At 61.4% G+C, this 21,794-nt stretch carries 17 protein-coding genes; 8 read left to right on the forward strand and 9 right to left on the reverse strand.

What is annotated here, in order from left to right:
• Positions 1–9 precede the first annotated feature (9 nt).
• Together aroC and BN1123_RS07265 are read left to right on the forward strand one after the other, a co-directional pair.
• Complete coding sequence (gene aroC / locus BN1123_RS07260) at positions 10–1,098, forward strand: chorismate synthase (RefSeq protein WP_042026132.1); 1,089 nt, start codon at positions 10–12, stop codon at positions 1,096–1,098.
• 320 nt (positions 1,099–1,418) lie between these two features.
• Positions 1,419–2,822, forward strand: a complete 1,404-nt coding sequence (locus BN1123_RS07265) for a DEAD/DEAH box helicase (protein ID WP_042026134.1) — start codon at positions 1,419–1,421, stop codon at positions 2,820–2,822.
• Positions 2,823–3,025: 203 nt separating this feature from the next.
• On the opposite strand, the gene BN1123_RS07270 is transcribed toward BN1123_RS07265, so the two are convergent.
• Both BN1123_RS07270 and cra read right to left on the reverse strand, forming a co-directional pair.
• Positions 3,026–4,219: an aromatic amino acid transport family protein gene (locus BN1123_RS07270; RefSeq protein ID WP_042026135.1), complete on the reverse strand. Its 1,194-nt coding sequence runs from the start codon at positions 4,217–4,219 to the stop codon at positions 3,026–3,028.
• A gap of 327 nt (positions 4,220–4,546) precedes the next feature.
• Entirely contained in the window at positions 4,547–5,533 is a 987-nt protein-coding gene (gene cra / locus BN1123_RS07275) for a catabolite repressor/activator (RefSeq protein WP_042026136.1), read from the reverse strand.
• A gap of 305 nt (positions 5,534–5,838) precedes the next feature.
• Between cra and fruB the strand changes: the two genes are divergently transcribed.
• Genes fruB through fruA form a run of 3 tightly spaced genes read left to right on the forward strand, consistent with a single transcriptional unit; the run spans position 5,839 to position 9,655 of the window.
• Positions 5,839–6,939, forward strand: a complete 1,101-nt coding sequence (gene fruB, locus BN1123_RS07280; RefSeq protein WP_042026138.1) for a fused PTS fructose transporter subunit IIA/HPr protein — start codon at positions 5,839–5,841, stop codon at positions 6,937–6,939.
• The gene (gene pfkB, locus BN1123_RS07285; RefSeq protein ID WP_042026140.1) at positions 6,939–7,928 is read left to right on the forward strand and encodes a 1-phosphofructokinase; all 990 of its coding nucleotides are present in this window, start codon (positions 6,939–6,941) and stop codon (positions 7,926–7,928) included. The genes fruB and pfkB overlap by 1 nt, the downstream gene beginning before the upstream one ends.
• Complete coding sequence (gene fruA, locus BN1123_RS07290) at positions 7,925–9,655, forward strand: PTS fructose transporter subunit IIBC (RefSeq protein WP_042026142.1); 1,731 nt, start codon at positions 7,925–7,927, stop codon at positions 9,653–9,655. Before pfkB ends, fruA begins: the two co-directional genes overlap by 4 nt.
• Before the next feature lie 92 nt (positions 9,656–9,747).
• On the opposite strand, the gene BN1123_RS07295 is transcribed toward fruA, so the two are convergent.
• Positions 9,748–9,999: a DUF1289 domain-containing protein gene (locus tag BN1123_RS07295; protein ID WP_026458027.1), complete on the reverse strand. Its 252-nt coding sequence runs from the start codon at positions 9,997–9,999 to the stop codon at positions 9,748–9,750.
• Between the two features lie 150 nt (positions 10,000–10,149).
• Here BN1123_RS07295 and mltA point away from each other — a divergent pair, with 150 nt between their 5' ends.
• Positions 10,150–11,301, forward strand: coding sequence for a murein transglycosylase A (gene mltA / locus BN1123_RS07300; protein WP_042026144.1), 1,152 nt, complete (start codon positions 10,150–10,152; stop codon positions 11,299–11,301).
• Between the two features lie 182 nt (positions 11,302–11,483).
• On the opposite strand, the gene yfaE is transcribed toward mltA, so the two are convergent.
• From yfaE to ubiG, 5 genes are all read right to left on the reverse strand, one after another.
• Complete coding sequence (gene yfaE, locus BN1123_RS07305) at positions 11,484–11,816, reverse strand: class I ribonucleotide reductase maintenance protein YfaE (RefSeq protein WP_042026146.1); 333 nt, start codon at positions 11,814–11,816, stop codon at positions 11,484–11,486.
• Positions 11,813–12,946 (reverse strand): class Ia ribonucleoside-diphosphate reductase subunit beta, encoded by a 1,134-nt coding sequence (nrdB, locus tag BN1123_RS07310; protein ID WP_026457495.1) that lies wholly within the window; start codon positions 12,944–12,946, stop codon positions 11,813–11,815. Before nrdB ends, yfaE begins: the two co-directional genes overlap by 4 nt.
• A gap of 63 nt (positions 12,947–13,009) precedes the next feature.
• Complete coding sequence (nrdA, locus tag BN1123_RS07315) at positions 13,010–15,277, reverse strand: class 1a ribonucleoside-diphosphate reductase subunit alpha (RefSeq protein ID WP_042026147.1); 2,268 nt, start codon at positions 15,275–15,277, stop codon at positions 13,010–13,012.
• A 616-nt stretch (positions 15,278–15,893) separates the two neighbouring features.
• Positions 15,894–16,580 (reverse strand): HAD family hydrolase, encoded by a 687-nt coding sequence (locus BN1123_RS07325; protein ID WP_042026149.1) that lies wholly within the window; start codon positions 16,578–16,580, stop codon positions 15,894–15,896.
• Positions 16,580–17,296 carry a bifunctional 2-polyprenyl-6-hydroxyphenol methylase/3-demethylubiquinol 3-O-methyltransferase UbiG gene (ubiG, locus tag BN1123_RS07330; protein ID WP_042026150.1) on the reverse strand — a complete coding sequence of 239 codons (717 nt, stop codon included), beginning with the start codon at positions 17,294–17,296 and terminating at the stop codon, positions 16,580–16,582. The genes BN1123_RS07325 and ubiG overlap by 1 nt, the downstream gene beginning before the upstream one ends.
• Positions 17,297–17,480: 184 nt before the next feature.
• Between ubiG and gyrA the strand changes: the two genes are divergently transcribed.
• Together gyrA and BN1123_RS21660 are read left to right on the forward strand one after the other, a co-directional pair.
• Positions 17,481–20,228 (forward strand): DNA topoisomerase (ATP-hydrolyzing) subunit A, encoded by a 2,748-nt coding sequence (gene gyrA, locus BN1123_RS07335; RefSeq protein ID WP_042026151.1) that lies wholly within the window; start codon positions 17,481–17,483, stop codon positions 20,226–20,228.
• A 199-nt stretch (positions 20,229–20,427) separates the two neighbouring features.
• On the forward strand, positions 20,428–20,595 hold the full coding sequence (locus BN1123_RS21660) for a hypothetical protein (protein ID WP_005300645.1): 168 nt from the start codon (positions 20,428–20,430) through the stop codon (positions 20,593–20,595).
• Positions 20,596–20,613: 18 nt separating this feature from the next.
• On the opposite strand, the gene BN1123_RS07340 is transcribed toward BN1123_RS21660, so the two are convergent.
• Positions 20,614–21,669 carry a PA0069 family radical SAM protein gene (locus BN1123_RS07340; protein WP_042026154.1) on the reverse strand — a complete coding sequence of 352 codons (1,056 nt, stop codon included), beginning with the start codon at positions 21,667–21,669 and terminating at the stop codon, positions 20,614–20,616.
• Between the last annotated feature and the right edge of the window lie 125 nt (positions 21,670–21,794).

Here is a 21,794-nt window from a genome sequence, read left to right on the forward strand (position 1 = left end):
GGAGCAAGCATGGCAGGGAACAGTTTTGGCCAACTCTTTCGGGTCACCACCTTTGGCGAGAGTCACGGCCTGGCGCTGGGCGCCGTGGTCGATGGCTGCCCGCCCGGGCTCGAGATCAGCGAAGCGGATCTGCAGGGGGATCTGGACCGGCGCAAGCCCGGCACCTCCCGCTATACCACGCAACGCCGCGAGCCGGACGAGGTAAAGATCCTCTCCGGGGTGTTCGAAGGAAAGACCACCGGGACTTCCATCGGGCTGCTCATCGAAAACACCGATCAGCGCTCCAAGGATTACTCCGATATCAAGGACTTGTTCCGCCCTGGCCATGCCGATTACACCTACCACCAGAAGTATGGCCAGCGTGACTATCGCGGCGGTGGCCGCTCCTCTGCCCGAGAGACCGCGATGCGGGTGGCGGCGGGGGCTATCGCCAAGAAGTACCTGAAACAGGTGCACGGCATCGAGATCATCGGTTTTCTCTCCCAGCTCGGTCCCATCAAGGCCGAGGCATTCGATGGGGCGCAGATTGAGCAAAATCCCTTCTTCTTTCCCGATGCGGGCAAGCTGGAGGAGCTCGATCAATTCATGCGCGATCTGAAGAAAGAGGGCAACAGTATCGGTGCCAAGGTGCAGGTAGTGGCCCGCAACGTGCCGGTTGGCCTGGGCGAGCCGGTGTTTGACCGCCTTGATGCCGACATCGCCCACGCCATGATGGGCATCAATGCGGTGAAAGGGGTGGAGATCGGTGACGGGTTTGCGGTAGTGGAGCAAAAAGGCTCCGAGCACCGTGACGAGATGACCCCGACCGGCTTTGCCAGCAACCATGCAGGCGGCATCCTGGGCGGTATCTCCTCCGGCCAAGATATCGTGGTGAGCATGGCGCTCAAGCCCACCTCCAGCATCACAGTGCCGGGTAAGACCATCACCACGGAAGGGGAGGCGACCGAGATGATCACCAAGGGTCGCCACGATCCTTGCGTCGGCATCCGCGCCGTGCCCATCGCCGAGGCCATGCTGGCCCTGGTGTTGATGGATCACCTGTTGCGCCACCGCGCCCAGAATCAGGGCGTGATGACTCATACCCCACAGCTGCGCTAAAGGGTGTTATGCGCTCGTGGCCGAGGCCATGATCAACCAGGCGACCTCGAGGTCGCCTTTTTATTGCCGCGCGTCATTTTTGCCAGAAAAGCCCCAGGGCTGGCATCAGTCAGTGGTTTTCCTTCCGTGCTGGGAGGAATGTCACATTTTTCTCGTCTATCCGAAGCAACTCCGCTAGACTGCGCCTCTATTCTTTCCCCTTTGCTCTGCTCCCCGGGGAAATCGTTGTTTTCTCAAGGCCCGGATCCTGCGAGATGGCATCGGCTCAGCAGAGGAGCCCCATGGCAGATCCCCGGCGCCCCTATCCCTAGCAGGTAACTATGAGCTTTACTTCCCTCGGTCTGGCCGAACCCTTGTTGCGTGCCGTTGCCGAACAAGGTTACGACACCCCGTCTCCCATCCAGCAACAAGCGATCCCCGCCGTCCTGGCTGGTCGCGATCTGATGGCAGCGGCCCAGACCGGGACCGGCAAGACCGCAGGCTTCACCCTGCCGATGCTGCAGCGCCTGACCGAGAGCAAGCGCAAGGTCTCCCCGAACCGCATTCGTGCCTTGGTGCTGACCCCGACCCGCGAGCTGGCCGCCCAGGTGGGCGAGAGCGTGCGCAACTACGGCAAGCACCTGCCCATTCGCAGCCACGTGGTCTTTGGCGGCGTGAGCATCAACCCGCAGATGATGGCGACTCGCCGTGGTCTGGACGTGCTGGTGGCCTGCCCGGGCCGTCTGCTCGATCTCTACAACCAGAATGCCGTCAAGTTTGACGAGGTGGAGATCCTGGTGCTGGACGAAGCGGATCGCATGCTCGACATGGGCTTTATCCGCGACATTCGCCGCATCCTGACCCTGCTGCCGAAAAAGCGCCAGAACCTGCTCTTCTCCGCCACCTTCGCCGACGAGATCCGCGAGCTGGCCACCGGTTTGCTGGACAACCCGGCGGTGATCGAAGTGGCCCCGCGCAACAGCACTGCCGAGCGTATCGAGCAGCTGGTGCACCCGTGCGACAAGGCCAACAAGATTGCCCTGTTGAGCCACCTCATTTCCAGCAACAACTGGCAGCAGGTCTTGGTGTTTACCCGCACCAAGCACATCGCCAACCGGGTTGCCGAGAAGCTTGAAAAAGACGGCATCAGCGCCGCCGCCATCCACGGCAACAAGAGCCAGGGGGCCCGCACCCGCGCCCTGTCCGGCTTCAAGGATGGCAGCGTGCGCGTCATGGTGGCGACCGACATCGCGGCCCGTGGTCTGGATATCGACAAGTTGCCGCAGGTGGTCAACTTCGAGCTGCCAAACGTGGCGGAAGATTACGTGCACCGTATCGGTCGTACCGGCCGTGCCGGCGCTGCCGGTCACGCCATCTCCTTGGTGGCGGCGGATGAGGGCAAGCTTATCAAGGCCATCGAGCGTCTGACCAAGCAGAGCATCCCCTGCGAGCAGGTACCGGGCTTTGAAGCTTCCCGCGAGACCCTGGACAACATCGCCCGTGGCATCGGTGCGCCGCTGCGCAAAGAGCCGCGCGAGCCGGGTGAACAGCGCCGTGCTCCTCGTCCGCAAGGTCAGGGTCAGGGTCAGCGTCAGGGAGCCGGTCGCTCCGGTAATTGCGCGGGCACCGCAGGCCGTGGTGGCAACGGCGGCAAGCCCAAGCCTCAGGGTGGCCAGCGTCCGGCCGAAGGCGCCGGCAAACCGGCCCAGGCCCGTCGTCCGCGCCGTTCCAGTCACAACCAGTAATCCATTAATCGAATAGGGAGCGACGCTCCCTATTCGTTATATGGCTCTAAAGGCCCTGCCCATCTGGCAGGGCTTTTTTGTGCCCACGATTTGGATTCTTCCCTCCGTTTTGGGGCTATGGCTGGATGCAAAACGGGATAGAAAAAGCCCCGCCAAGTTTATTGGCGGGGCTTTTGAACTTCTGTCGCGCGGGAGGCGGGTTTTTACAGGGCTGGCAGCAGACCCATACTGACGCTCACCTGTACTCCGACGATCAGCACGCCCATGGCACCGGCAAGTCCCAAGGCCAGCACGCCGCCCGGGGCGCGGTAGTGGTGAGTTTCGGCCTGCTTGCGGCTCTGCCACACCAGGGCCACCGGCAGCAGCACCGCCAGTATCGCCAGCGCAATGGCGGCGTAGCCGAGTGCCATGATGAAGCCCTGCGGGAAGTAGAGGGCAAACAGCAGGGGCGGCACGAAGGTGATGAGGCCGGTCTGGGTGCGGCCCTGCCAGTTGTCCTTGCGACGGGTCACCTTGGCCATGAAGTCAAACAGCCCCAGGGTCACCCCGAGGAAAGAGGTGGCCAGCGCCAGATCGGCAAACAGGTGCATGGCCTGGTTGAAGGCGGGCCAGCTGACCAGCTTGCCGACGTTGGCCAGCAGGGTGTCCAGCGCGCCACCGCTCTGGAGCAGGGCCTGTTGACCGAGCAGACCCAGGATGGCGACCTGCCACAGCACGTAGAGAATGAGCGGCAGGGCGGATCCCCACACGAAGACCCGGCGCAGCTGCTTGGGGCAGTCCCCTAAGTAGATCATCACGCTCGGGATGGAGCCGTGAAAGCCGAACGAGGTGAAGATGACTGGCAGACCCGCCAGCAACAGCCCCTGGCCCAGCGGCAGGGAGAGCAGGTGCTGCCCTTCGGTGCGCGGCAACAGCAGCGCCAGCACCGCCACCATGATCACCAGCTTCACGGTGAACATCAGCCGGTTGAGGTAATCCACCTGCTTGGTGCCGATGCAGACCATGCCGCCAAACAGCAGGGTAAAGGCCCAGGCCGCCTGCTCCTGACTGAGGGGGAGGCCGGCATCGGCAAGCGCCTGAGCCAGCAGGCTGCTGCCGCCACTGATGTAGGCGGAGGCCAGCGAGTAGAACAGCATCAGAATGCAGAAGGAGGCGATGCGCTTGCCCCAGGGGCCGAGCAGGTGATCCGCCAGCTGGTGCAGGTACCACTTGCCGGTGGTGAGGCTCGCTTCCACCTGCAGCATGGCGGTGAAGGCCATCAGGGCCCACAGGCCGATCATCAGCACCAGTGTCGCGGGGCCGCCGAGGGAAGAGGAGGCCAGCGGCAGGGCCAGCATGCCGGCGCCTATGGTGGTGCCGGCGATCAACAGGGTACAACCCAGAGTCTTGGTATTCATGGAATCCATCCGAAATCGAGCGTGAAAGTGTAAACAATACGTGCCATTGGCGGTGTCGGGACGCCTCCGGGAGGAAGACCGGAGGCTAGCAATATCGGAGTGAACCCATCGTTACGAAAAATCCATTGTCTGTAAAAGATGGTTGCCAAGTTAACGGATCAAAATATCGGAAACAACCCCTCCAAGGCAGATTTTGTACTGTAGTCCTGAGATAGGTGGAAATAAATGATGACAAGGAGGCTGATTCGGTGAAAAAACGCGCTATGGCAATGCCATTGCCATCAGCGCGTCAACTTAATGTGCCAGCAGGAAGGGGCGAGGAGGGGGTCAGCGTCGGCGCTTGAGGGTGCGGCTCACATAGTGCAGGCCGCACTGATAGTCACCGTTGACCGCCTTGATGGCGAGCGCCAGCGCCTGGTTGGCGAGGGCATCGTGCTGCTGGGGCAGGGAGTTGATGCCAAAGGGGAGGAAGTCGAGCAGCCGATCGTCGCCGAAGGTGGCCATGGCGAGCCGGCTCATGTCGGCCTCCTGCTCTATCAGGTAGTCGAGCACCCCCTCCATCAGAATGTAGGAGGTGGTGATCAGCGCCTCGGGTAGCTGGCCAAGTTGCTGGTGCAACGTCTTGATCAGTCGATAGCCCTCGGTACGGGAGAAGTGGGCCCCCTCGCACAAGTGGCGTTCGGCGCTGTGGCTGGCGACGGCCTGCTCGAAGCCGGCGCGGCGCTCCTGGCTGATCGTGAGATGCGGCAGGGCGGTGATCAGGGCGATGTGGTGGATAGCCGGGGTGAGCAGGGAGGCGGTGAGATCAAAGCTCGCCTTTTCGTTTTCGCTGGCGACGGTCACGAACTTGTCGGCGGTCATGGCCCGGTCGATGGCCAGCACCTGGATGCCGCGTGCCTGTAGACCCGGATAGAAGGGATCGTCCGGCGGCAGGCAGCTGGCCACCAGCAGGGCATCCACGTGGCGGCTGGCCAGCATCTGGGCCAGTTCCTTCTCGGTGGCGGGATCATCTTCCGAGCAGACGATCAGCAGCTGATAGCCGTGGGGTCGGCTGCCCTGCTCGAGGCGTTTGGCCAGCTTGGCGTAACTGGCGTTCTCGAGGTCGGGCAGGATGAAGCCGAAGGTTTTGGTCTGGCCACCGCGCAGGGAGGCGGCACGGCTGTCCGGCTGGTAGTTGTGGGCGGTCACCACCGCCATCACCTTGTCACGGGTCGCCTGGCTGATGCGGTATTGATCAGCCTTGCCGTTGATCACATAGCTGGCCGTGGTGCGCGAGACACCGGCGAGGGCGGCGATTTCATCCAGTTTCATCATATCGACTCTGTTCGAGTTGCAAGGCCCACGGGCACTGTGCCGGGTGAGGGCGGCGAAAAGTGTGCGCGGGATCATATCATTGAAAAGCACTCTTTGTGGGTACTTGATCAATTCGCTGAAACGATTCAGTCTGAGTGTAAGTGAAACGATTCAGCTTGTCAGCAGACAATCGATGGACGGGGGTGAAAACCCGATAGGCCCGCGAAGGGATGCAATCCGGTCTATTGTCAGCTGATAAATGACCCGCATTGTCAATTGTGACGAGCCGGCGTCCCTCGGGCGCCAGGATCGGATGGAGGATCCCTATGTTGAAGTTGGAGCAACGGCAGATTTTGCTGGGGCAGTCGGTAGCGACCAAGGCTGACGCCATCGCATTGCTGGCAGAGAAGCTGACCGAAGCCGGTCTGGTGGAGGCGGGCTACGTGGAAGGGATGCTGGCCCGCGAGGCGCAGCACGCCACCTATCTTGGCAGCGGCATCGCCATTCCCCACGGCACCACGGACACCCGCCATCTGGTGAAGAGTACCGGCGTCATGGTGGCCCAATTCCCGCAGGGGATTGAGTGGGACGAGGGGCAGATCGCCTATGTCGCCATCGGCATCGCCGCCAAGTCTGACGAGCACCTGGGCATCTTGCGCCAGCTTACCCACGTGCTGGGTGACGAGCAGGCAGCCGCTCAATTGAAAGAGGCTACCGATGCCGACACCATCATCAATATCCTGACCGGCGCGACGGCAGCAAAAGAGGTGCAGTTTCTGACCCTGGCTGACTTCCCGGCCGATGATCGCGACCAGCTGCTGCTGGGCGCCGCCGCCCGCGCCAAATCCGCCGGCTGGGGGGACGCCGCCATGGTGAGCGCGCTGCTGGCAAGCGAACCTGCTTATCTTGGTGAGGGGATCTGGTTGGCCCGCGCGCAAGCCGCCCAGACCGGCTGGTTGCTGGCGACCCCAAGCAGTGTATTGACGGCGGGCGATCTGCCGGTAAATGCCATGTTGCTGCTGTGCGCGGCCGATGCGGGCCACCTGCCACAACTGGATAACCTGGCCAAACTGGCAGCAGCAGGTCAGCTCGGGACGCTTGCGGGCAGCGAGGGGCTTGCCATGCTGCAGGCGGGGCCGGCGAGCGGTCTCTCAGACACTTTCACCATCATCAACCCCCACGGTTTGCATGCCCGTCCGGGCGCCATGCTGGTCAAGGTGGCCAAGGAGTATGAATCGGACATTCGGGTGGCGAATCTGGATGGCAGCGGCGAGGCGGTCTCCGCCAAGAGCCTGATGAAGGTGATCGGCCTTGGTGTCAAGTGCGGCCACCGTCTGGCGTTTCGCGCCGAGGGGCCGGATGCCGAAGCCGCCCTCAAGGGGATCGGCGCGGCCATCGCCGCGGGTCTGGGCGAGGGAGCGCATTGATGGAGATCGTCACCATTACCCTCAATCCGGCGCTCGATCTCACCACCCGCCTCGACGCCATGCAGCTTGGTGAGGTGAACCTGGTGAGCGAGGCCAACTTGCGTGCCGCCGGCAAGGGGATCAACGTCGCCATGGTGTTGAAAGATCTGGGCCGTGACGTGGGGCTGACCGGCTGGCTTGGTGAAGGCAACCTGCAGAGCTTTGTCTCCCTGTTTGCCGAGCGGGGCCTGACCGACCGCTTCGTGCGCGTGGCGGGCAGCACCCGTATCAACGTCAAGATCTCCGAGCAATCCGGTCGGGTCACCGATCTCAACCTGCCGGGGCTTACCGTTCACGAAGAAGAAGTACAGGCGCTGGAGGCTGTCATCGATGAGCTGGCCCCGCACACTGACTGGTTCGTGCTGGCGGGCAGCCTGCCCAAAGGGGTGGCACCTGACTACTGCGCGCGCCTGATCAGCCTGCTCAAGGCCAAGGGCAAACAGGTGATCTTCGATTGCAGCGGCGCTGCCTTAAGCGAAGGGATCAAGGCGGCGCCGACTCTGGTCAAACCCAATCTGGAGGAGCTCGGCCAGTGGGCGGGGCACCCCGTCAAAACCCTCGCCGAGCAGGCCGAGTGTGCCCGCGCGCTGCAGGCAAGCGGGATCCCCCACGTGGTGATCTCCAACGGCGCCGATGGCCTCATCTGGTTTGGCCCGGATGCCACCTGGCAGGCCACTCCGCCGCGCATGCAGGTGGTCAGCACGGTGGGTGCTGGCGATTCCCTGGTGGCCGGGCTGGCTCATGGTCTGAGCCTTGGTTGGGCGCCGGAGCAGACCCTGCGCCTAGCCACCGCCGTCTCTGCGCTGGCGGTCAGCCAGGTAGCGGTCGGTTTTAGCGATATCAAGGTATTGAACCCCTTACTCGAGCAGGTGCGCCTCACCCGTCTGGATGAGCTGGCACAGGCTCACAGCACCACTCCCTCAATGGAAAACTCAGGAGATGCCCAATGAAAGCAATCTTGGTTACGGCTTGCCCGGCGGGCATTGCCACCAGCTTTCTCGCTGCAAAACGGATAGAACAGCAGGCCAAACTGGCAGGCTGGGAGCTCACCCTCGACGTCGGCTCCAGCGTGCAGCCCCGTCAGATACCGGGCAAGGAGCAGATTGCCGCAGCCGACCTGGTGCTTGTTGTTGCCAGTGCTCCGGTGGATCTCGCCGCCTATGACGGTAAGCGGGTCTATCAGGGGAGCATGGATCTTGCTCTGCAGGATCCGGCTGCGCTCCTGGACGCAGCCGCCAGTGGCGCCAGCGTCTATCGCCATCAGGCTGCCCCGGTCACAGCCAAACCGGCAACCACAGGAGCCAAGCGCATCGTGGCGGTAACGGCTTGTCCCACCGGCGTGGCCCACACCTTTATGTCGGCAGAAGCGCTGGAGACCATGGCCAAACAGCTGGGCCATCAGATCCGTGTCGAGACCCAGGGCTCGGTCGGTGCCCAGAATGCCCTGACAGCGGACGAGATTGCATCCGCCGATCTGGTGTTCCTCGCCACCGACATTGAAGTGGACATGGCCCGCTTCGATGGCAAGCCTGTCTATCGCACCAGCACCGGCGCGGCGCTCAAGAAGACCCGTGCCGAGCTGGATAAAGCCTGGACCGAGGCCAAGGTGTATCGTCACAGCGGCGCCGCCTCGCCGAAGAAAGAGGAAAAGGCAGGTCCTTACAAGCACCTGTTGACCGGCGTCTCTTTTATGCTGCCCATGGTGGTAGCAGGTGGCCTCATCATCGCCATCTCCTTCATCTTCGGCATCGAGGCATTCAAGCAGGAAGGTACCCTGGCCGCGGCCCTGATGCAGATCGGTGGCGGTTCGGCCTTTGCCCTGATGATCCCTGTGCTGGCAGGCTACATCGCCTATTCGATAGCTGATCGCCCGGGTCTTGCTCCGGGTATGATCGGCGGCATGCTGGCAAGCTCCCTGGGCGCTGGTTTCCTCGGTGGCATCGTTGGCGGTTTCCTTGCCGGTTACAGCGCCAAGTTCTTGAGCGACAAGGTGCGCCTGCCGGTGACCCTGGAAGCACTGAAACCCATCCTCATCATTCCGCTCTTTGCCAGCCTGTTCACCGGCCTGGTGATGATCTACGTGGTGGGCGGGCCGGTCGCCGGCATCATGAGTGCCATGACCGAGTTCCTCAACAACATGGGCTCGGCCAACGCTGTGCTGCTCGGGATCATCATCGGCGCCATGATGTGCTTCGACATGGGTGGTCCGGTCAACAAGGCGGCTTATGCCTTCGGGGTGGGCCTGCTTGCCTCCAAGACCTATGCACCCATGGCGGCTGTGATGGCTGCCGGCATGGTGCCGGCACTGGGGATGGGTATCGCCACCTTCCTCGCCAGCAAGAAGTTCATCAAGGCGGAGCAGGAAGCGGGCAAGGCCTCTTTCGTGCTGGGTCTGTGCTTCATCTCCGAGGGGGCCATTCCGTTTGCCGCCAAGGATCCGATGCGCGTCATCCCGGCCTGTATGGTGGGCGGCGCCCTGACCGGTGCGCTTTCCATGCTGTTTGGCTGCGAGCTGGTGGCGCCTCACGGTGGCCTGTTCGTGCTCTTTATTCCTAATGCCATCAGCCACGTCATGATGTATATCGTGGCGATTGCGGCGGGGTCGCTGGTGACCGGCGTCACTTACGCCATGCTCAAGCGTGCCGAGCAACCGGCAGCCAAGCTGGCGGCGGCCTGACAACAGCAACGACATTCACCAGGCGGCCTGCGGGCCGCCTTTTTTATGTTGGATAGAGAGGAATGATTGAGAAAGAAGGGAGGGGAGGGAGGCTAGAAATCCCAGCCGGGTTGCGGCATCTGCTCGGGCTCTGCCCCTTCTCTGGCCTTGCGCCGCGCCGCCTCGACCCGGCGCTTGCGATCCCGGCACAGGCGCATCACCTCCTGCTGCTGGGCCTGGGTCATCTTCTGCCAGTTGAAACGCTCCTCGCGGCTGCGCAGGCATCCCTTGCAGTAGCCCTTGTTGTTCACTTCGCAGACCCCGATACAGGGGCTCTGCAGCGGGAAGATCTCGAGCTGTTCCATCCATGGCCTCTCACACCTTGTTACCTTGTTATAACCCAGAAGATCCCCTTTGGAGAAATCCTGCGTCGTGGTGGGGAAGTCGTTTGCTTTCCCCCTGCAAATTTGGCATCTTCCCCGCCGAGCATGGCTCTTGGTGTTATATGAGGACATATGAACAAACACGCGTACTGGCTGACCGCCGCTGTGCTGGGGCTGGCCGGTTGTGCAGGCAACTCCGAGCAAGCGGAGGCGCCCAAAACACAGGCCGACAACAGATGTTTTCTCAACTGCGAGGTGCCGGAGAATCTGGGCAAGCAGTATCTGGACGGCTTCCTGCCGGATGATCTGGTGCGGGTGGAGCGGGTCAACAGCCAGGCCCCCGCTGATTACAGCGGGTTCGCTCAGCAGAGCAGGCAGGTGCTGGATCGCTCCGGCCGCATGGCGAGCCGCTATGGCGAGCTTTATCACCAGCTCTCCCGCTGGGTCGCCAATGGCGGCCATCCCGCCGACATCACCCGTTACGGCATCAGCCTGGCCCAGCTGGGCGGTGCCGATCGCATGGGCAACGTGCTCTTCACCGGCTATTACTCGCCGGTGCTGGAGGTGCGCCACCGTCCGGATGCCAACTACAAGTATCCTATCTACGCCATGCCCAACTGCGGCAGCCGTTGCCCGACCCGGGCCCAGATCCATCGTGGGGCGCTGGCCAACCGGGGGCTGGAGCTGGGGTACAGTAAATCCCTTATCGACAACTTCCTGATGGACGTGCAGGGCTCGGGCTTTGTCCACTACGGGGACAACGATCAACTGCAATATCTGGGCTACAGCGGCAAGAATGGTCACGGCTATGTGAGCATCGGTCGGGTGCTGATCGATCGGGGTGAGGTGCCCAAGGAGCAGATGTCCATGAAGGCCATCAAGGAGTGGGCCAACCGCCAGCCGGAGGAGAGCGTCAAGGAGCTGGTGGAGCAGAACCCCTCCTATGTCTTCTTCGAACGCCGTCCCACCAATGACGTGGTCGGCGCCGCCGGCATTCCGCTCTTGCCCATGTCGGCAGTGGCGGCCGACAAGACATTGCTGCCCATGGGCACCCCTATACTCGCGGAAGTGCCACTGCTCGACAAGGCGGGCAACTGGACCGGCAAGCATCAGCTGCGGCTGTTGATTGCGCTCGATGTGGGTGGGGCGGTGAAGAAGGGTCACCTCGATCTCTACCACGGTATGGGCGAGAAGGCCGGGGTTGCGGCCGGTCACTACAAGCACTTTGGCCGGGTCTGGAAGCTGGGCCTGCACCACGGGCCGACCGCCGCGCCTTGGTTGTAAATCGGTGCTTTAGAGTAGATAAGAGAGGCAGAGCAGGTAAGAGGACCGTCTGATACAGGCCTGTGGTTTCCTCTTGCCATTGTTCGTACCGGGCAGAAAACACCATAAAAAAACCGCCGGAGCAATCCGGCGGTTTTTTTGTTTGGGCTATGTGTCGAGCACTTCACGAATGCAGATCGAGGTCACTCTTTCTGGCTATCGAGGGTCTGGATATCGAGACGGATGGCACCCACCGGCTTGCAGCAGCAGGGCAGGCACTCGCCCTGGGAGACAAAGGCCAGCGGCACGCTGGGGTAGTGCACCTTGCCGGCCAACAGTTGCGTGCGACAGGCGCCGCAATAACCGCTGCGACACTGGAACTCGACGTTGTGGCCGTGGCGCTCCAGGGTCTCCAGTACGCTCTCGCCCGGATGGGCGTGCAGCACGGTCCCATCCCGGGTATGAACCCGGGGAGAGGCTGCTTCGGCCTGGGTCGGAGCCGGTGACGTGTCCAGAGTGCCGACGGCGTCACTCACAGCTCGAAGTCACCCAGATCGTCGGCATTCACTTCGCTGTCGATCTGGCCCACCAGATAGGAGCTCACCTCGACTTCCTGGGGGGCGACCTGCACGTTGTCGGAGGAGAGCCAGGTGTTGATCCAGGGGATGGGGTTCTGCTTGGTGCCGGAGAAGGCCGGCTGCAGGCCCACTGCGGCCATCCGCAGGTTGGTGATGTACTCCACGTACTGGCAGAGGATGTCCTTGTTCAGGCCGATCATGGAGCCGTCCTGGAACAGGTACTCCGCCCACTCTTTTTCCTGAATGGCGGCCTCTTTGAACAGATCGAAGCAGGCCTGCTCGCACTCGATGGCGATCTCTGCCATCTCGGGATCGTCCTGGCCGCTGCGCATCAGGTTCAGCATGTGCTGGGTGCCGGTCAGGTGCAGCGCTTCGTCGCGGGCGATCATCTTGATGATCTTGGCGTTGCCCTCCATCAGTTCGCGCTCGGCGAAGGCAAAGGAGCAGGCAAAGCTCACGTAGAAGCGGATCGCCTCCAGAGCGTTGACGCTCATCAGGCACAGATAGAGCTTCTTCTTGAGCTCGCGCAGGGTGATGGTCACCTCGCGGCCCGCCACCAGATGAGTGCCTTCACCATGCAGGTTGTAGAGGGCGGTCGCCTCGATCAGGTCGTCGTAGAAGTGGCTGATGGAGCCGGCGCGCTTCAGGATCTGTTCGTTGGTGACGATGTCATCGAACACCTGGGCGGGGGTGTTGACGATGTTGCGGATGATGTGGGTGTAGGAGCGCGAGTGGATGGTCTCCGAGAAGGCCCAGGTTTCAATCCAGGTTTCCAGCTCCGGGATGGAGACCAGCGGCAGCAGTGCCACGTTGGGGCTGCGGCCCTGGATGGAGTCCAGCAGGGTCTGGTACTTCAGGTTGGAGATAAAGATGTGTTGCTCGTGGGGAGGTAGGGCCTGGTAGTCGATGCGATCCCGCGAGACGTCCACCTCTTCCGGGCGCCAGAAGAAGGAGAGCTGCTTCTCGATCAGGCGCTCGAACACCTCGTGTTTTTGTTGATCATAACGGGCTACGTTGACCGATTGGCCAAAAAACATCGGCTCTTTGAGCTGGTCGTTTTGGGTTTGGCAGAAAGTTGAGTAGGCCATGGTTACCAGAATACGTGAATAGAGAAAACGGGAGAGCGGGAGCCAATGCTCCCGCCCGGTTTATCAGATCTTGCAGGCCCCACCCGCGCAACCATCATCTTGCAGATCGGTCTGGGTGTCGTCCGCACCATCACGGGTGTTGTGATAGTAGAGGGTCTTGAGGCCGTATTTGTAGGCGGTCAGCAGATCCTTGAGCAGCTGCTTCATCGGCACCTTGTTGCCTTCGAAACGGGCCGGATCGTAGTTGGTGTTGGCCGAGATGGCCTGATCCACGAACTTTTGCATGATACCGACCAGCTGCAGGTAGCCATCTACGCTCGGCTGCTTCCACAGCAGCTCGTACTGATCTTTCAGGCGATCATACTCGGGCACCACCTGTTTGAGAATGCCGTCTTTGGACGCCTTGACGGAGACCAGGCCGCGCGGCGGCTCGATGCCGTTGGTGGCGTTGGAGATCTGGCTGGAGGTCTCGCTCGGCATCAGGGCGGTCAGGGTGGAGTTGCGCAGACCCACGGTTTTGATCTCTTCGCGCAGGGCTTCCCAATCCAGGTGCAACGGCTCGTTGCAGATGGTGTCCAGATCCCGCTTGTAGGTATCAATGGGCAGGATCCCCTGGGCATAGGTGGTTTCGCCAAACAGCGGGCAGGGACCGAACTCGCGGGCCAGCTGCACGGAGGCTTTCAGCAGGTAGTACTGGATCGCCTCGAAGGTGCGGTGAGTCAGGGCCAGACCGGAGCCGTCAGAGTAGCGGGCACCGTTTTTCGCCAGGTAGTAGGCGTAGTTGATGACGCCGATACCCAGGGTGCGGCGACCCATGCTGCCTTTCTTCGCGGCGGCGATCGGGTAGTCCTGATAGTCGAGCAGGGCGTCCAGGGCGCGCACCGCCAGATCGGCCATCTCTTCGAGATCTTCCAGCTTGTCGATGGCGCCCAGGTTGAAGGCGGAGAGGGTGCACAGGGCGATCTCGCCGTTGTCGTCATCGATGTTGTTGAGCGGCTTGGTGGGCAGCGCGATTTCCAGACAGAGGTTGGACTGGCGCACCGGCGCCACGCTCGGATCGAACGGGCTGTGGGTGTTGCAGTGATCCACGTTCTGGATGTAGATGCGACCGGTGCCGGCGCGCTCCTGCATCATCAGGGAGAAGAGATCGACCGCCTTGAGGGTCTTCTTGCGAATGGCCGGATCCTGCTCGTACTTGACGTAGAGCGCTTCAAATTTGTCCTGATCCGCAAAGAAGGCGTCATACAGACCCGGAGCATCAGACGGGGAGAACAATGTGATATCGCCGCCCTTGATGAGTCGCTGATACATCAGCTTGTTGATCTGCACCCCGTAGTCCATGTGACGGACCCGGTTCTCTTCCACGCCGCGGTTGTTCTTGAGCACCAGCAGGCTTTCCACCTCGGTGTGCCACAGGGGGTAGAAGAGGGTGGCCGCACCGCCGCGCACGCCGCCCTGGGAGCAGCATTTGACCGCAGTCTGGAAGTATTTGTAGAAGGGGATGCAGCCGGTGTGGAACGCTTCACCGCCACGGATGGGGCTGCCCAGACCGCGAATACGACCGGCGTTGATGCCGATACCGGCGCGCTGGGAAACGTAACGCACGATGGAGCTGGCGGTAGCGTTGATGGAGTCCAGGCTGTCGTCGCACTCGATCAGCACGCAGGAGCTGAACTGGCGAGTCGGGGTGCGCACGCCGCTCATGATCGGGGTCGGCAGGGAGATCTTGAAGGTCGAGACCGCATCATAGAAGCGCTTGATGTAGTCCAGACGGGTATCTTTCGGGTACTTGGAGAAGAGACAGGCCGCCACCAGCATGTAGAGGAACTGCGGGCTCTCGTAAATCTCGCCGGTGACGCGGTTCTGGACCAGGTACTTGCCTTCCAGCTGCTTGACCGCGGCGTAGGAGAAATTCATGTCGCGCCAGTGATCGAGGTGGGCGTTCAGCTCCTCGTATTCGGCCTGGGTGTAGTCTTCCAGCAGGTGCTTGTCGTACTTGCCCATGTCCACCAGCTTGGCGACGTGCTGATAGAGGTGGGGCGGCTCGAACTGGCCGTAGGCCTTCTTGCGCAGGTGGAAGATGGCCAGACGGGCAGCCATGTACTGATAGTCAGGGGTCTGCTCGGAGATAAGGTCAGCGGTCGCCTTGATGATGGTCTCGTGGATGTCGGCGGTACGGATACCGTCATAGAACTGGATATGGGACTTGAGCTCCACCTGGGAGACCGACACGTTGTCGAGCCCCTCGGCGGCCCAGTCCAGCACGCGGTGAATTTTATCCAGATCGATGGGTTCTTTGTGTCCGTTACGCTTCGTCACAAACAAGTTCATTGGCTGATGACCCCTTTCATTGATACCTGCCGGCATCGGTTGATTCCCGAAAAACCATCGCACAATGCTGCCGTGCTGACACCGACCTGAGGCGGAATTGGGCAGAGATTGTGCGATGAATCACAAGATATAGTGTTATTTTGATTTCGAGCTACAAGATAGTGAGGTCAGCCCCTCAATGCAATGTGTGGATAACTGGCTTGCTGTGGATAAATTGTGAGTGTTGCGACCGCTGTTAGTGATCGCTCACAGTGAGCGGGTTTTCATTCGTCCGCTTCGTCAAATGCAAGTATCCAGATCGAAGATGGAAAATTTAAATAACTTTTTTTGCTTGCGAAAGAGGGGGGATTTTACTAGCGCCAGAACACTGATTATCCCTTATGCAACAGGGGACAAAAGCTGTCCAGTTGTTGCGGTCGCGCTTCTTCGCGGCGCTGATGCAGGTATGGTGGACCCGGGGACTGCGAGGCGCCTTGGTTTTTCATATGAGTATGGCGGTAGGGGTAAGGTGCCTTTTTTATCCATCAATAAGGAATGGCGGCGCGGCAGAGTATAGGGATTGTCCGGGCATAAAAAAGGCGGACAACATGTTGCCCGCCTTTGGATGATCGCAGGATCAGCCCAGCTCGTAGCGTAACCAGTGGTGCAGCGCCTGCACGGTATCGAATTGCAGATCCGCGCCCCAGTCGGCGGGATCCTCATTGTCATTCAGATAACCCCAGCCAGCGACGGCGGTGCGCATCCCTGCATTGCGACCCGCTTCTATATCTCGCACATGATCTCCCACATAGAGGCAGTGGGCGGCATCGACCCCCAGCTGTTCGCAGGCAAAGTACATGGGGGCGGGGTCGGGTTTGCGCACTGGCAGGGTATCAGCGCTCACGGTGACGCCACAGCTGGCCAGTGCCGGCAGGGCGGCCAAGAGAGGTTCTGTGAGAAAACCCGGCTTGTTGGTGACGATGCCCCAGGGCATCTGCCGCTCATCGAGCCATTCGATGAGATCTTCCATTCCCTCATAGGGGCGGGTACCGACGCAAAGGTTGGCCGCATAGTGGTCGAGCAGGGCGGTACGCAGGCGGGTTGCCCCCAGCTCCTCAAGCAGCTCGTCGCCAAGGCCTGCCCTGAGCAGCCCCAGGGCCCCGTGAGAGGTGGTCTGACGGATGATGTTGTCAGAGAGCGGCGCAAAGCCTTCGCTTATCAGCACATGGTTGACGGCAGCGCCGAGATCCGGCGCCGTGTCGAGCAGGGTGCCGTCCAGATCGAACAGCACGCAGCGAAGGGGGGCCCGAGGGGTATCTGCCATCAGCTCTGCTCCGGGCGGACAAATTCCACCATGTAGTTGACGTCGACGTTGCGGCCGAGCTTGAAGTAGTTGGTGAGCGGAGAGTAGTGAACGCCGCTCATGTCACGCACCAGAAGGCCTGCCGCTTCACCCATGCGGCACAGTTCGGCCGGGGTGATGAACTTTTTGTGGTCGTGGGTCCCCTTGGGCACCATCTTCATCAGGTATTCGGCCCCGACGATCATCATCAGGTAAGACTTGGGGTTGCGGTTGATGGTGGAGACGAACACCTTGCCGCCCGGGCGCACCAGGGTGGCGATGGCGCGCAGCACGGAGGCCGGATCCGGCACGTGCTCCAGCATCTCCATGCAGGTGACCACGTCGTACTGACCGGCGGCTTCGGCTGCGTGGGCCTCGGCGGTGATCTGGCGGTATTCAAGCTCCACCCCCTGCTCCAGGGCGTGCAGGCGGGCCACCCCGAGGGGCTCCTTGCCCATGTCGATGCCGGTTACCCTGGCGCCGCGACGGGCCATGCTCTCGGAGAGGATGCCGCCACCGCAGCCGATGTCGAGCACGCGCTTGCCAAACAGGCCGCCGCTCTTGTCGGTGATCCAGTCAAGGCGCACCGGATTGATCTGGTGCAGGGGCTTGAACTCTCCCTCCATATCCCACCAGCGGGAGGCGATGGCTTCAAATTTGGCGATTTCGGTCAGATCGACATTGGCGTCACTGTTCATTTTTCGAAGATCCTGTGGCAAGGGCGCGAGGGGGAGTCGCGCGCAATCTATTGTCCTGGCGGGCATTATAACGGACGGACTTTGTCAAACCAGCCCGATTTGTGGCTTAAGAAATTCGCCTTGGTGTGTTACCATGTCGCGCTGTTTAAGCCAAAGAACAACTAATTAGGGATTAAGGCTTTCTATGAGCGATCTGGCCAGAGAGATCACGCCGGTCAACATCGAAGAAGAGCTCAAGAGTTCCTATCTTGATTACGCCATGAGCGTGATCGTAGGACGAGCTCTGCCGGATGTGCGTGATGGCTTGAAACCGGTTCACCGCCGCGTTCTGTATGCAATGAACGAGCTGGGGAACGACTGGAACAAGCCCTATAAAAAATCGGCCCGTGTGGTCGGTGACGTAATCGGTAAATATCACCCGCACGGCGACAGTGCCGTGTATGACACCATCGTCCGGATGGCGCAGGATTTCTCCATGCGCTATATGCTGGTCGACGGTCAGGGCAACTTCGGTTCGGTCGACGGCGACAGCGCTGCGGCCATGCGTTATACCGAAGTGCGGATGGCCCGCATCTCCCATGAGCTGCTGGCGGATCTAGACAAAGAGACCGTGGACTGGGTGCCCAACTATGACGGCACCGAGATGATCCCGGCTGTCATGCCCACCAAGGTTCCCAACCTGCTGGTCAACGGCTCCTCCGGTATTGCGGTGGGCATGGCGACCAACATTCCTCCTCACAACCTCACCGAGATAGTCAACGGCTGTCTGGCGCTGATCGAGAATGGCGATCTCACCATCGACGAGTTGATGACCTATATCACCGGGCCTGATTTCCCCACCGGCGGCATCATCAACGGTCGCTCCGGCATCGTGCAGGCGTACCGTACCGGTCGCGGCTCCATCTATGTGCGTGCCAAGGCCGAGGTGGAAGTGGACGATAAGAGTGGTCGCGAGACCATCATCGTTCACGAGATCCCCTATCAGGTGAACAAGGCTCGTCTGATCGAGAAGATCGCCGAGCTGGTCAAAGAGAAGAAGATCGAGGGCATCAGCGCCCTGCGCGATGAGTCCGACAAGGACGGCATGCGCATCGTTATCGAGATCAAGCGCGGCGAGTCCGGCGAGATTGTGCTGAACAATCTCTACAAGCACACCCAGATGCAGACCACGTTCGGCATCAACATGGTGGCGCTCGATAACAACCAGCCCAAGGTGATGAACCTCAAAGAGATCCTGGATGCGTTCCTGCTGCACCGCCGTGAAGTGGTGACCCGCCGGACCGTGTTCGAACTGCGCAAGGCGCGGGATCGGGCGCACATCCTGGAAGGTCTGGCGGTAGCGCTGGCCAACATCGATCCGGTGATCGAGCTTATTCGCCACAGCGCGACCCCGGCGGATGCGAAAGCGGGCCTGGTTGCCAAGGGCTGGGAGCTCGGCAACGTGGCTGCCATGCTGGAGAAAGCCGGCGACGACGCGGCCCGTCCCGAGTGGCTGGAGCCCGAGTTCGGTATTCGTGACGGTCACTACTACCTGACCGAGCAGCAGGCCCAGGCCATCCTTGACCTGCGTCTGCACAAGCTGACTGGCCTCGAGCACGAGAAGATCCTGGAAGAGTACCAATCTCTGCTGGATCTCATTGCCGAATTGCTGCACATCTTGGCGAGCCCGGTTCGCCTGATGGAAGTGATCCGCGACGAACTGCTGGCCGTGCGCGAGCAGTACGGCGACGAGCGTCGTACCGAAATCAGCATGTCCAGTGCCGAGATCAACATCGAAGATCTGATCACCCCGGAAGACGTGGTCGTTACCCTGTCTCACCAGGGGTATGTGAAGTATCAGCCGCTCTCCGACTACGAGGCCCAGCGCCGCGGTGGTCGTGGCAAGTCGGCCACCCGGATCAAGGAAGAGGACTTTGTGGAGCGTCTGCTGGTGGCCAACACCCACGACACCATTCTGTGCTTCTCCACCCGTGGCAAGGTCTACTGGCTCAAGGTGTATCAGCTGCCGGAGGCGTCCCGTGGCGCCCGCGGTCGTCCGATCATCAACCTGCTGCCGCTGGATGAGGGTGAGCGCATCACCGCCATCCTGCCGGTGAAGGAGTATGACGCCGACAAGTATGTCTTCTTTGCCACTGCCAACGGCACCGTGAAGAAGACCAGCCTGTCCGATTTCAGCCGTCCGCTCTCCTCCGGTATTCGCGCCATCAACCTCAAAGAGGGCGATGAGCTGATCGGGGTGGACATCACCGACGGCAGCAACGAGATCATGCTCTTCTCCGACGCGGGCAAGGTCGTTCGCTTCGCGGAAGGCAGCGGTCGCGCCGATGCGGATGCCAGCGATGATGTCGAAAACGACGACGATGCCGGCAACGACGATGATGGCAGCGACAACGGTGAAAGCACCGAGAGCAAGGGCACCTTCAAGGGCGTGCGTCCCATGGGGCGTACCGCCGCCGGTGTGCGTGGCATCAAGCTGGGCGCCGGTGACCGTGTGGTCTCCCTTATCGTTCCGCGCGGCGAGGGGGCTATCCTCACCGCCACCGAGAACGGCTACGGCAAGCGTACCGCGCTGGATGAATACCCGACCAAGAGCCGCGGTACTCAGGGCGTCATCTCCATCAAGGTGGACGAGCGCAACGGCAAGGTGATTGATGCGATCCAGGTTGAGGATACCGACCAGATCATGCTGATCACCAATGGCGGCACCCTGGTACGCACCCGCGTCGCCGAGGTGAGCGTCATCGGTCGCAACACCGGCGGTGTGCGTCTGATCCGTACCGGTGAGGACGAAACCGTGGTCGGCCTGCAACGTATCGCCGAGAGCGACGAAGAGGAAACCGAGGCACTGGCCGTCGAGGGTGAGGTGTCTGAAGGCACCGATACCGCCGCAGACACAGGTGCTGTCGATGCAGGGGAGGCGGGCGACGAGTAATCGTTCCCCCTTTTGCCCGATACGAAAGAGCGACCTTCAGGTCGCTCTTTTTTTATGCCCGCCGTTAGCTGCCCCAGCCAGGCTGCCGCCAGAGCGGCAACCGAGATGTCATCGGGGCGTCATGCCTCTGTCATGGGGGCAGGGCATCTTACCTGCGTCGGCGATCACAACGGCGGCCTCTGCCGCATAGGAGCATCTTATGACCAGCTGGGTGATGTGGGAAATCTGGTGGAGCCGGGTATGGGGCGAAGCTGGGAGGGACGAGGCGCAGCACGAACAGGAGCTGGAAGTGGCCCATGAACCGGCAAGGCTGCCGGTCGAGCTGATTGCCCGCGAGCGCGCTGCAGGAGTACGCCCCAGAGGCTGACTGGCGTCATGACGGGAATTAAAACAGCCGCAGCTGTTCGCCCGGGCGGATGAAGGCATCCTGGCGCAGTTGAAAGTGGCGCTTGCCAAGCCCGAGCCGCTTGGCGATCAAGCGAAAGCGCTGGGCCAGCAGATCGGCAAACTGGCCTTCTCCCCGCATCCTGGTCCCGAAGGCGGGACTGTTGAGAGTGCCGTCCCGGCTGGCTCGCAGCTGGTTGAGGATCGCCTCCTTCTGGCCTGGGTAGTATTGCTCCAGCCAGTCACTGAACAGCGATGTCAGTTCATGGGGCAGTCGCAGCAGGATATAGTCGGCGCAATGGGCACCGGCCTCGGCGGCGCTCTTGATGATCTGCTCGAGCTCGGGCTCGTTGAGGCGCGGGATCATGGGGGCCGCCAGCACCCCGACCGGCACGCCGGCGCGGGCCAGTTTCTCCACCACCTTGAGCCGCCCGGCCCCTGTGCTGGCTCTTGGCTCCAGCTGTCGCCGCAGGGTTTCATTCAAGGTGGTGACTGACACCATCACCTGACAGAGCCCCTCTTGGGCCAGCTCGGTCAGCAGATCGAGGTCGCGCAATATCATGGCGCTCTTGGTGATGATCCCCACCGGATGGCGATGGGCCAGCATCACTTCCAGCAACTGGCGGGTGAGGCGATAGTGGTGCTCGATAGGTTGATAGGGGTCGGTATTGGCCCCCAGCACTATGGTCTGCGGCTGATAGGCGGGTCTGGCAAACTCCCGGCGCAGCAGCTCGGCGGCGTTGAGTTTGGCAAACAGCCTGGTTTCGAAGTCGAGGCCGGGGGAGAGCTCGAGATAGGCGTGGCTCGGTCTGGCATAACAGTAAATGCAACCGTGTTCGCACCCCTGATAGGGATTGATGGAGCGGCCGAAGGGAACGTCGGGGGAGCTGTTGTAACTGATGATGCTGCGGGCGCTGATCTCCGTCACCTCGGTGCGGGGAGCGCTGGCGGCGAATGCCGCTTCCCACTCGGGTTGGGCCCAGCCGTCGTCGACCGCATCGACCTGCGGGCCGCTGAAACGGTGATCGACATTGTGGGAACTGCCTCGTCCTGCCATCGCATTGCACCAGCACTGTTTATATATACAGTTATCATGCTGACCCTCATTGCCGAATGCAAGTTTTGCCGACCTATCCCGCCATAAAAAGCATGTCAAAAGGATCTCTTGCTTGATCGCGGCGC

The organism is Aeromonas enteropelogenes, assembly GCF_000819845.1.
In the GTDB taxonomy this organism is placed as follows: Bacteria; Pseudomonadota; Gammaproteobacteria; order Enterobacterales; family Aeromonadaceae; genus Aeromonas; species Aeromonas enteropelogenes.

What these genes read in the sequence shown, in the direction of transcription:
- BN1123_RS07340 (WP_042026154.1), bottom strand. Translation starts at nt 21,669, where the DNA reads ATGGCAGGACGAGGCAGTTCCCACAATGTCGATCACCGTTTCAGCGGC.
- mltA (WP_042026144.1), top strand. Translation starts at nt 10,150, where the DNA reads ATGAACAAACACGCGTACTGGCTGACCGCCGCTGTGCTGGGGCTGGCC.
- BN1123_RS07295 (WP_026458027.1), bottom strand. Translation starts at nt 9,999, where the DNA reads ATGGAACAGCTCGAGATCTTCCCGCTGCAGAGCCCCTGTATCGGGGTC.
- gyrA (WP_042026151.1), top strand. Translation starts at nt 17,481, where the DNA reads ATGAGCGATCTGGCCAGAGAGATCACGCCGGTCAACATCGAAGAAGAG.
- ubiG (WP_042026150.1), bottom strand. Translation starts at nt 17,296, where the DNA reads ATGAACAGTGACGCCAATGTCGATCTGACCGAAATCGCCAAATTTGAA.
- cra (WP_042026136.1), bottom strand. Translation starts at nt 5,533, where the DNA reads ATGATGAAACTGGATGAAATCGCCGCCCTCGCCGGTGTCTCGCGCACC.
- BN1123_RS21660 (WP_005300645.1), top strand. Translation starts at nt 20,428, where the DNA reads ATGACCAGCTGGGTGATGTGGGAAATCTGGTGGAGCCGGGTATGGGGC.
- fruA (WP_042026142.1), top strand. Translation starts at nt 7,925, where the DNA reads ATGAAAGCAATCTTGGTTACGGCTTGCCCGGCGGGCATTGCCACCAGC.
- nrdB (WP_026457495.1), bottom strand. Translation starts at nt 12,946, where the DNA reads ATGGCCTACTCAACTTTCTGCCAAACCCAAAACGACCAGCTCAAAGAG.
- pfkB (WP_042026140.1), top strand. Translation starts at nt 6,939, where the DNA reads ATGGAGATCGTCACCATTACCCTCAATCCGGCGCTCGATCTCACCACC.
- fruB (WP_042026138.1), top strand. Translation starts at nt 5,839, where the DNA reads ATGTTGAAGTTGGAGCAACGGCAGATTTTGCTGGGGCAGTCGGTAGCG.
- BN1123_RS07270 (WP_042026135.1), bottom strand. Translation starts at nt 4,219, where the DNA reads ATGAATACCAAGACTCTGGGTTGTACCCTGTTGATCGCCGGCACCACC.
- nrdA (WP_042026147.1), bottom strand. Translation starts at nt 15,277, where the DNA reads ATGAACTTGTTTGTGACGAAGCGTAACGGACACAAAGAACCCATCGAT.
- BN1123_RS07265 (WP_042026134.1), top strand. Translation starts at nt 1,419, where the DNA reads ATGAGCTTTACTTCCCTCGGTCTGGCCGAACCCTTGTTGCGTGCCGTT.
- aroC (WP_042026132.1), top strand. Translation starts at nt 10, where the DNA reads ATGGCAGGGAACAGTTTTGGCCAACTCTTTCGGGTCACCACCTTTGGC.
- BN1123_RS07325 (WP_042026149.1), bottom strand. Translation starts at nt 16,580, where the DNA reads ATGGCAGATACCCCTCGGGCCCCCCTTCGCTGCGTGCTGTTCGATCTG.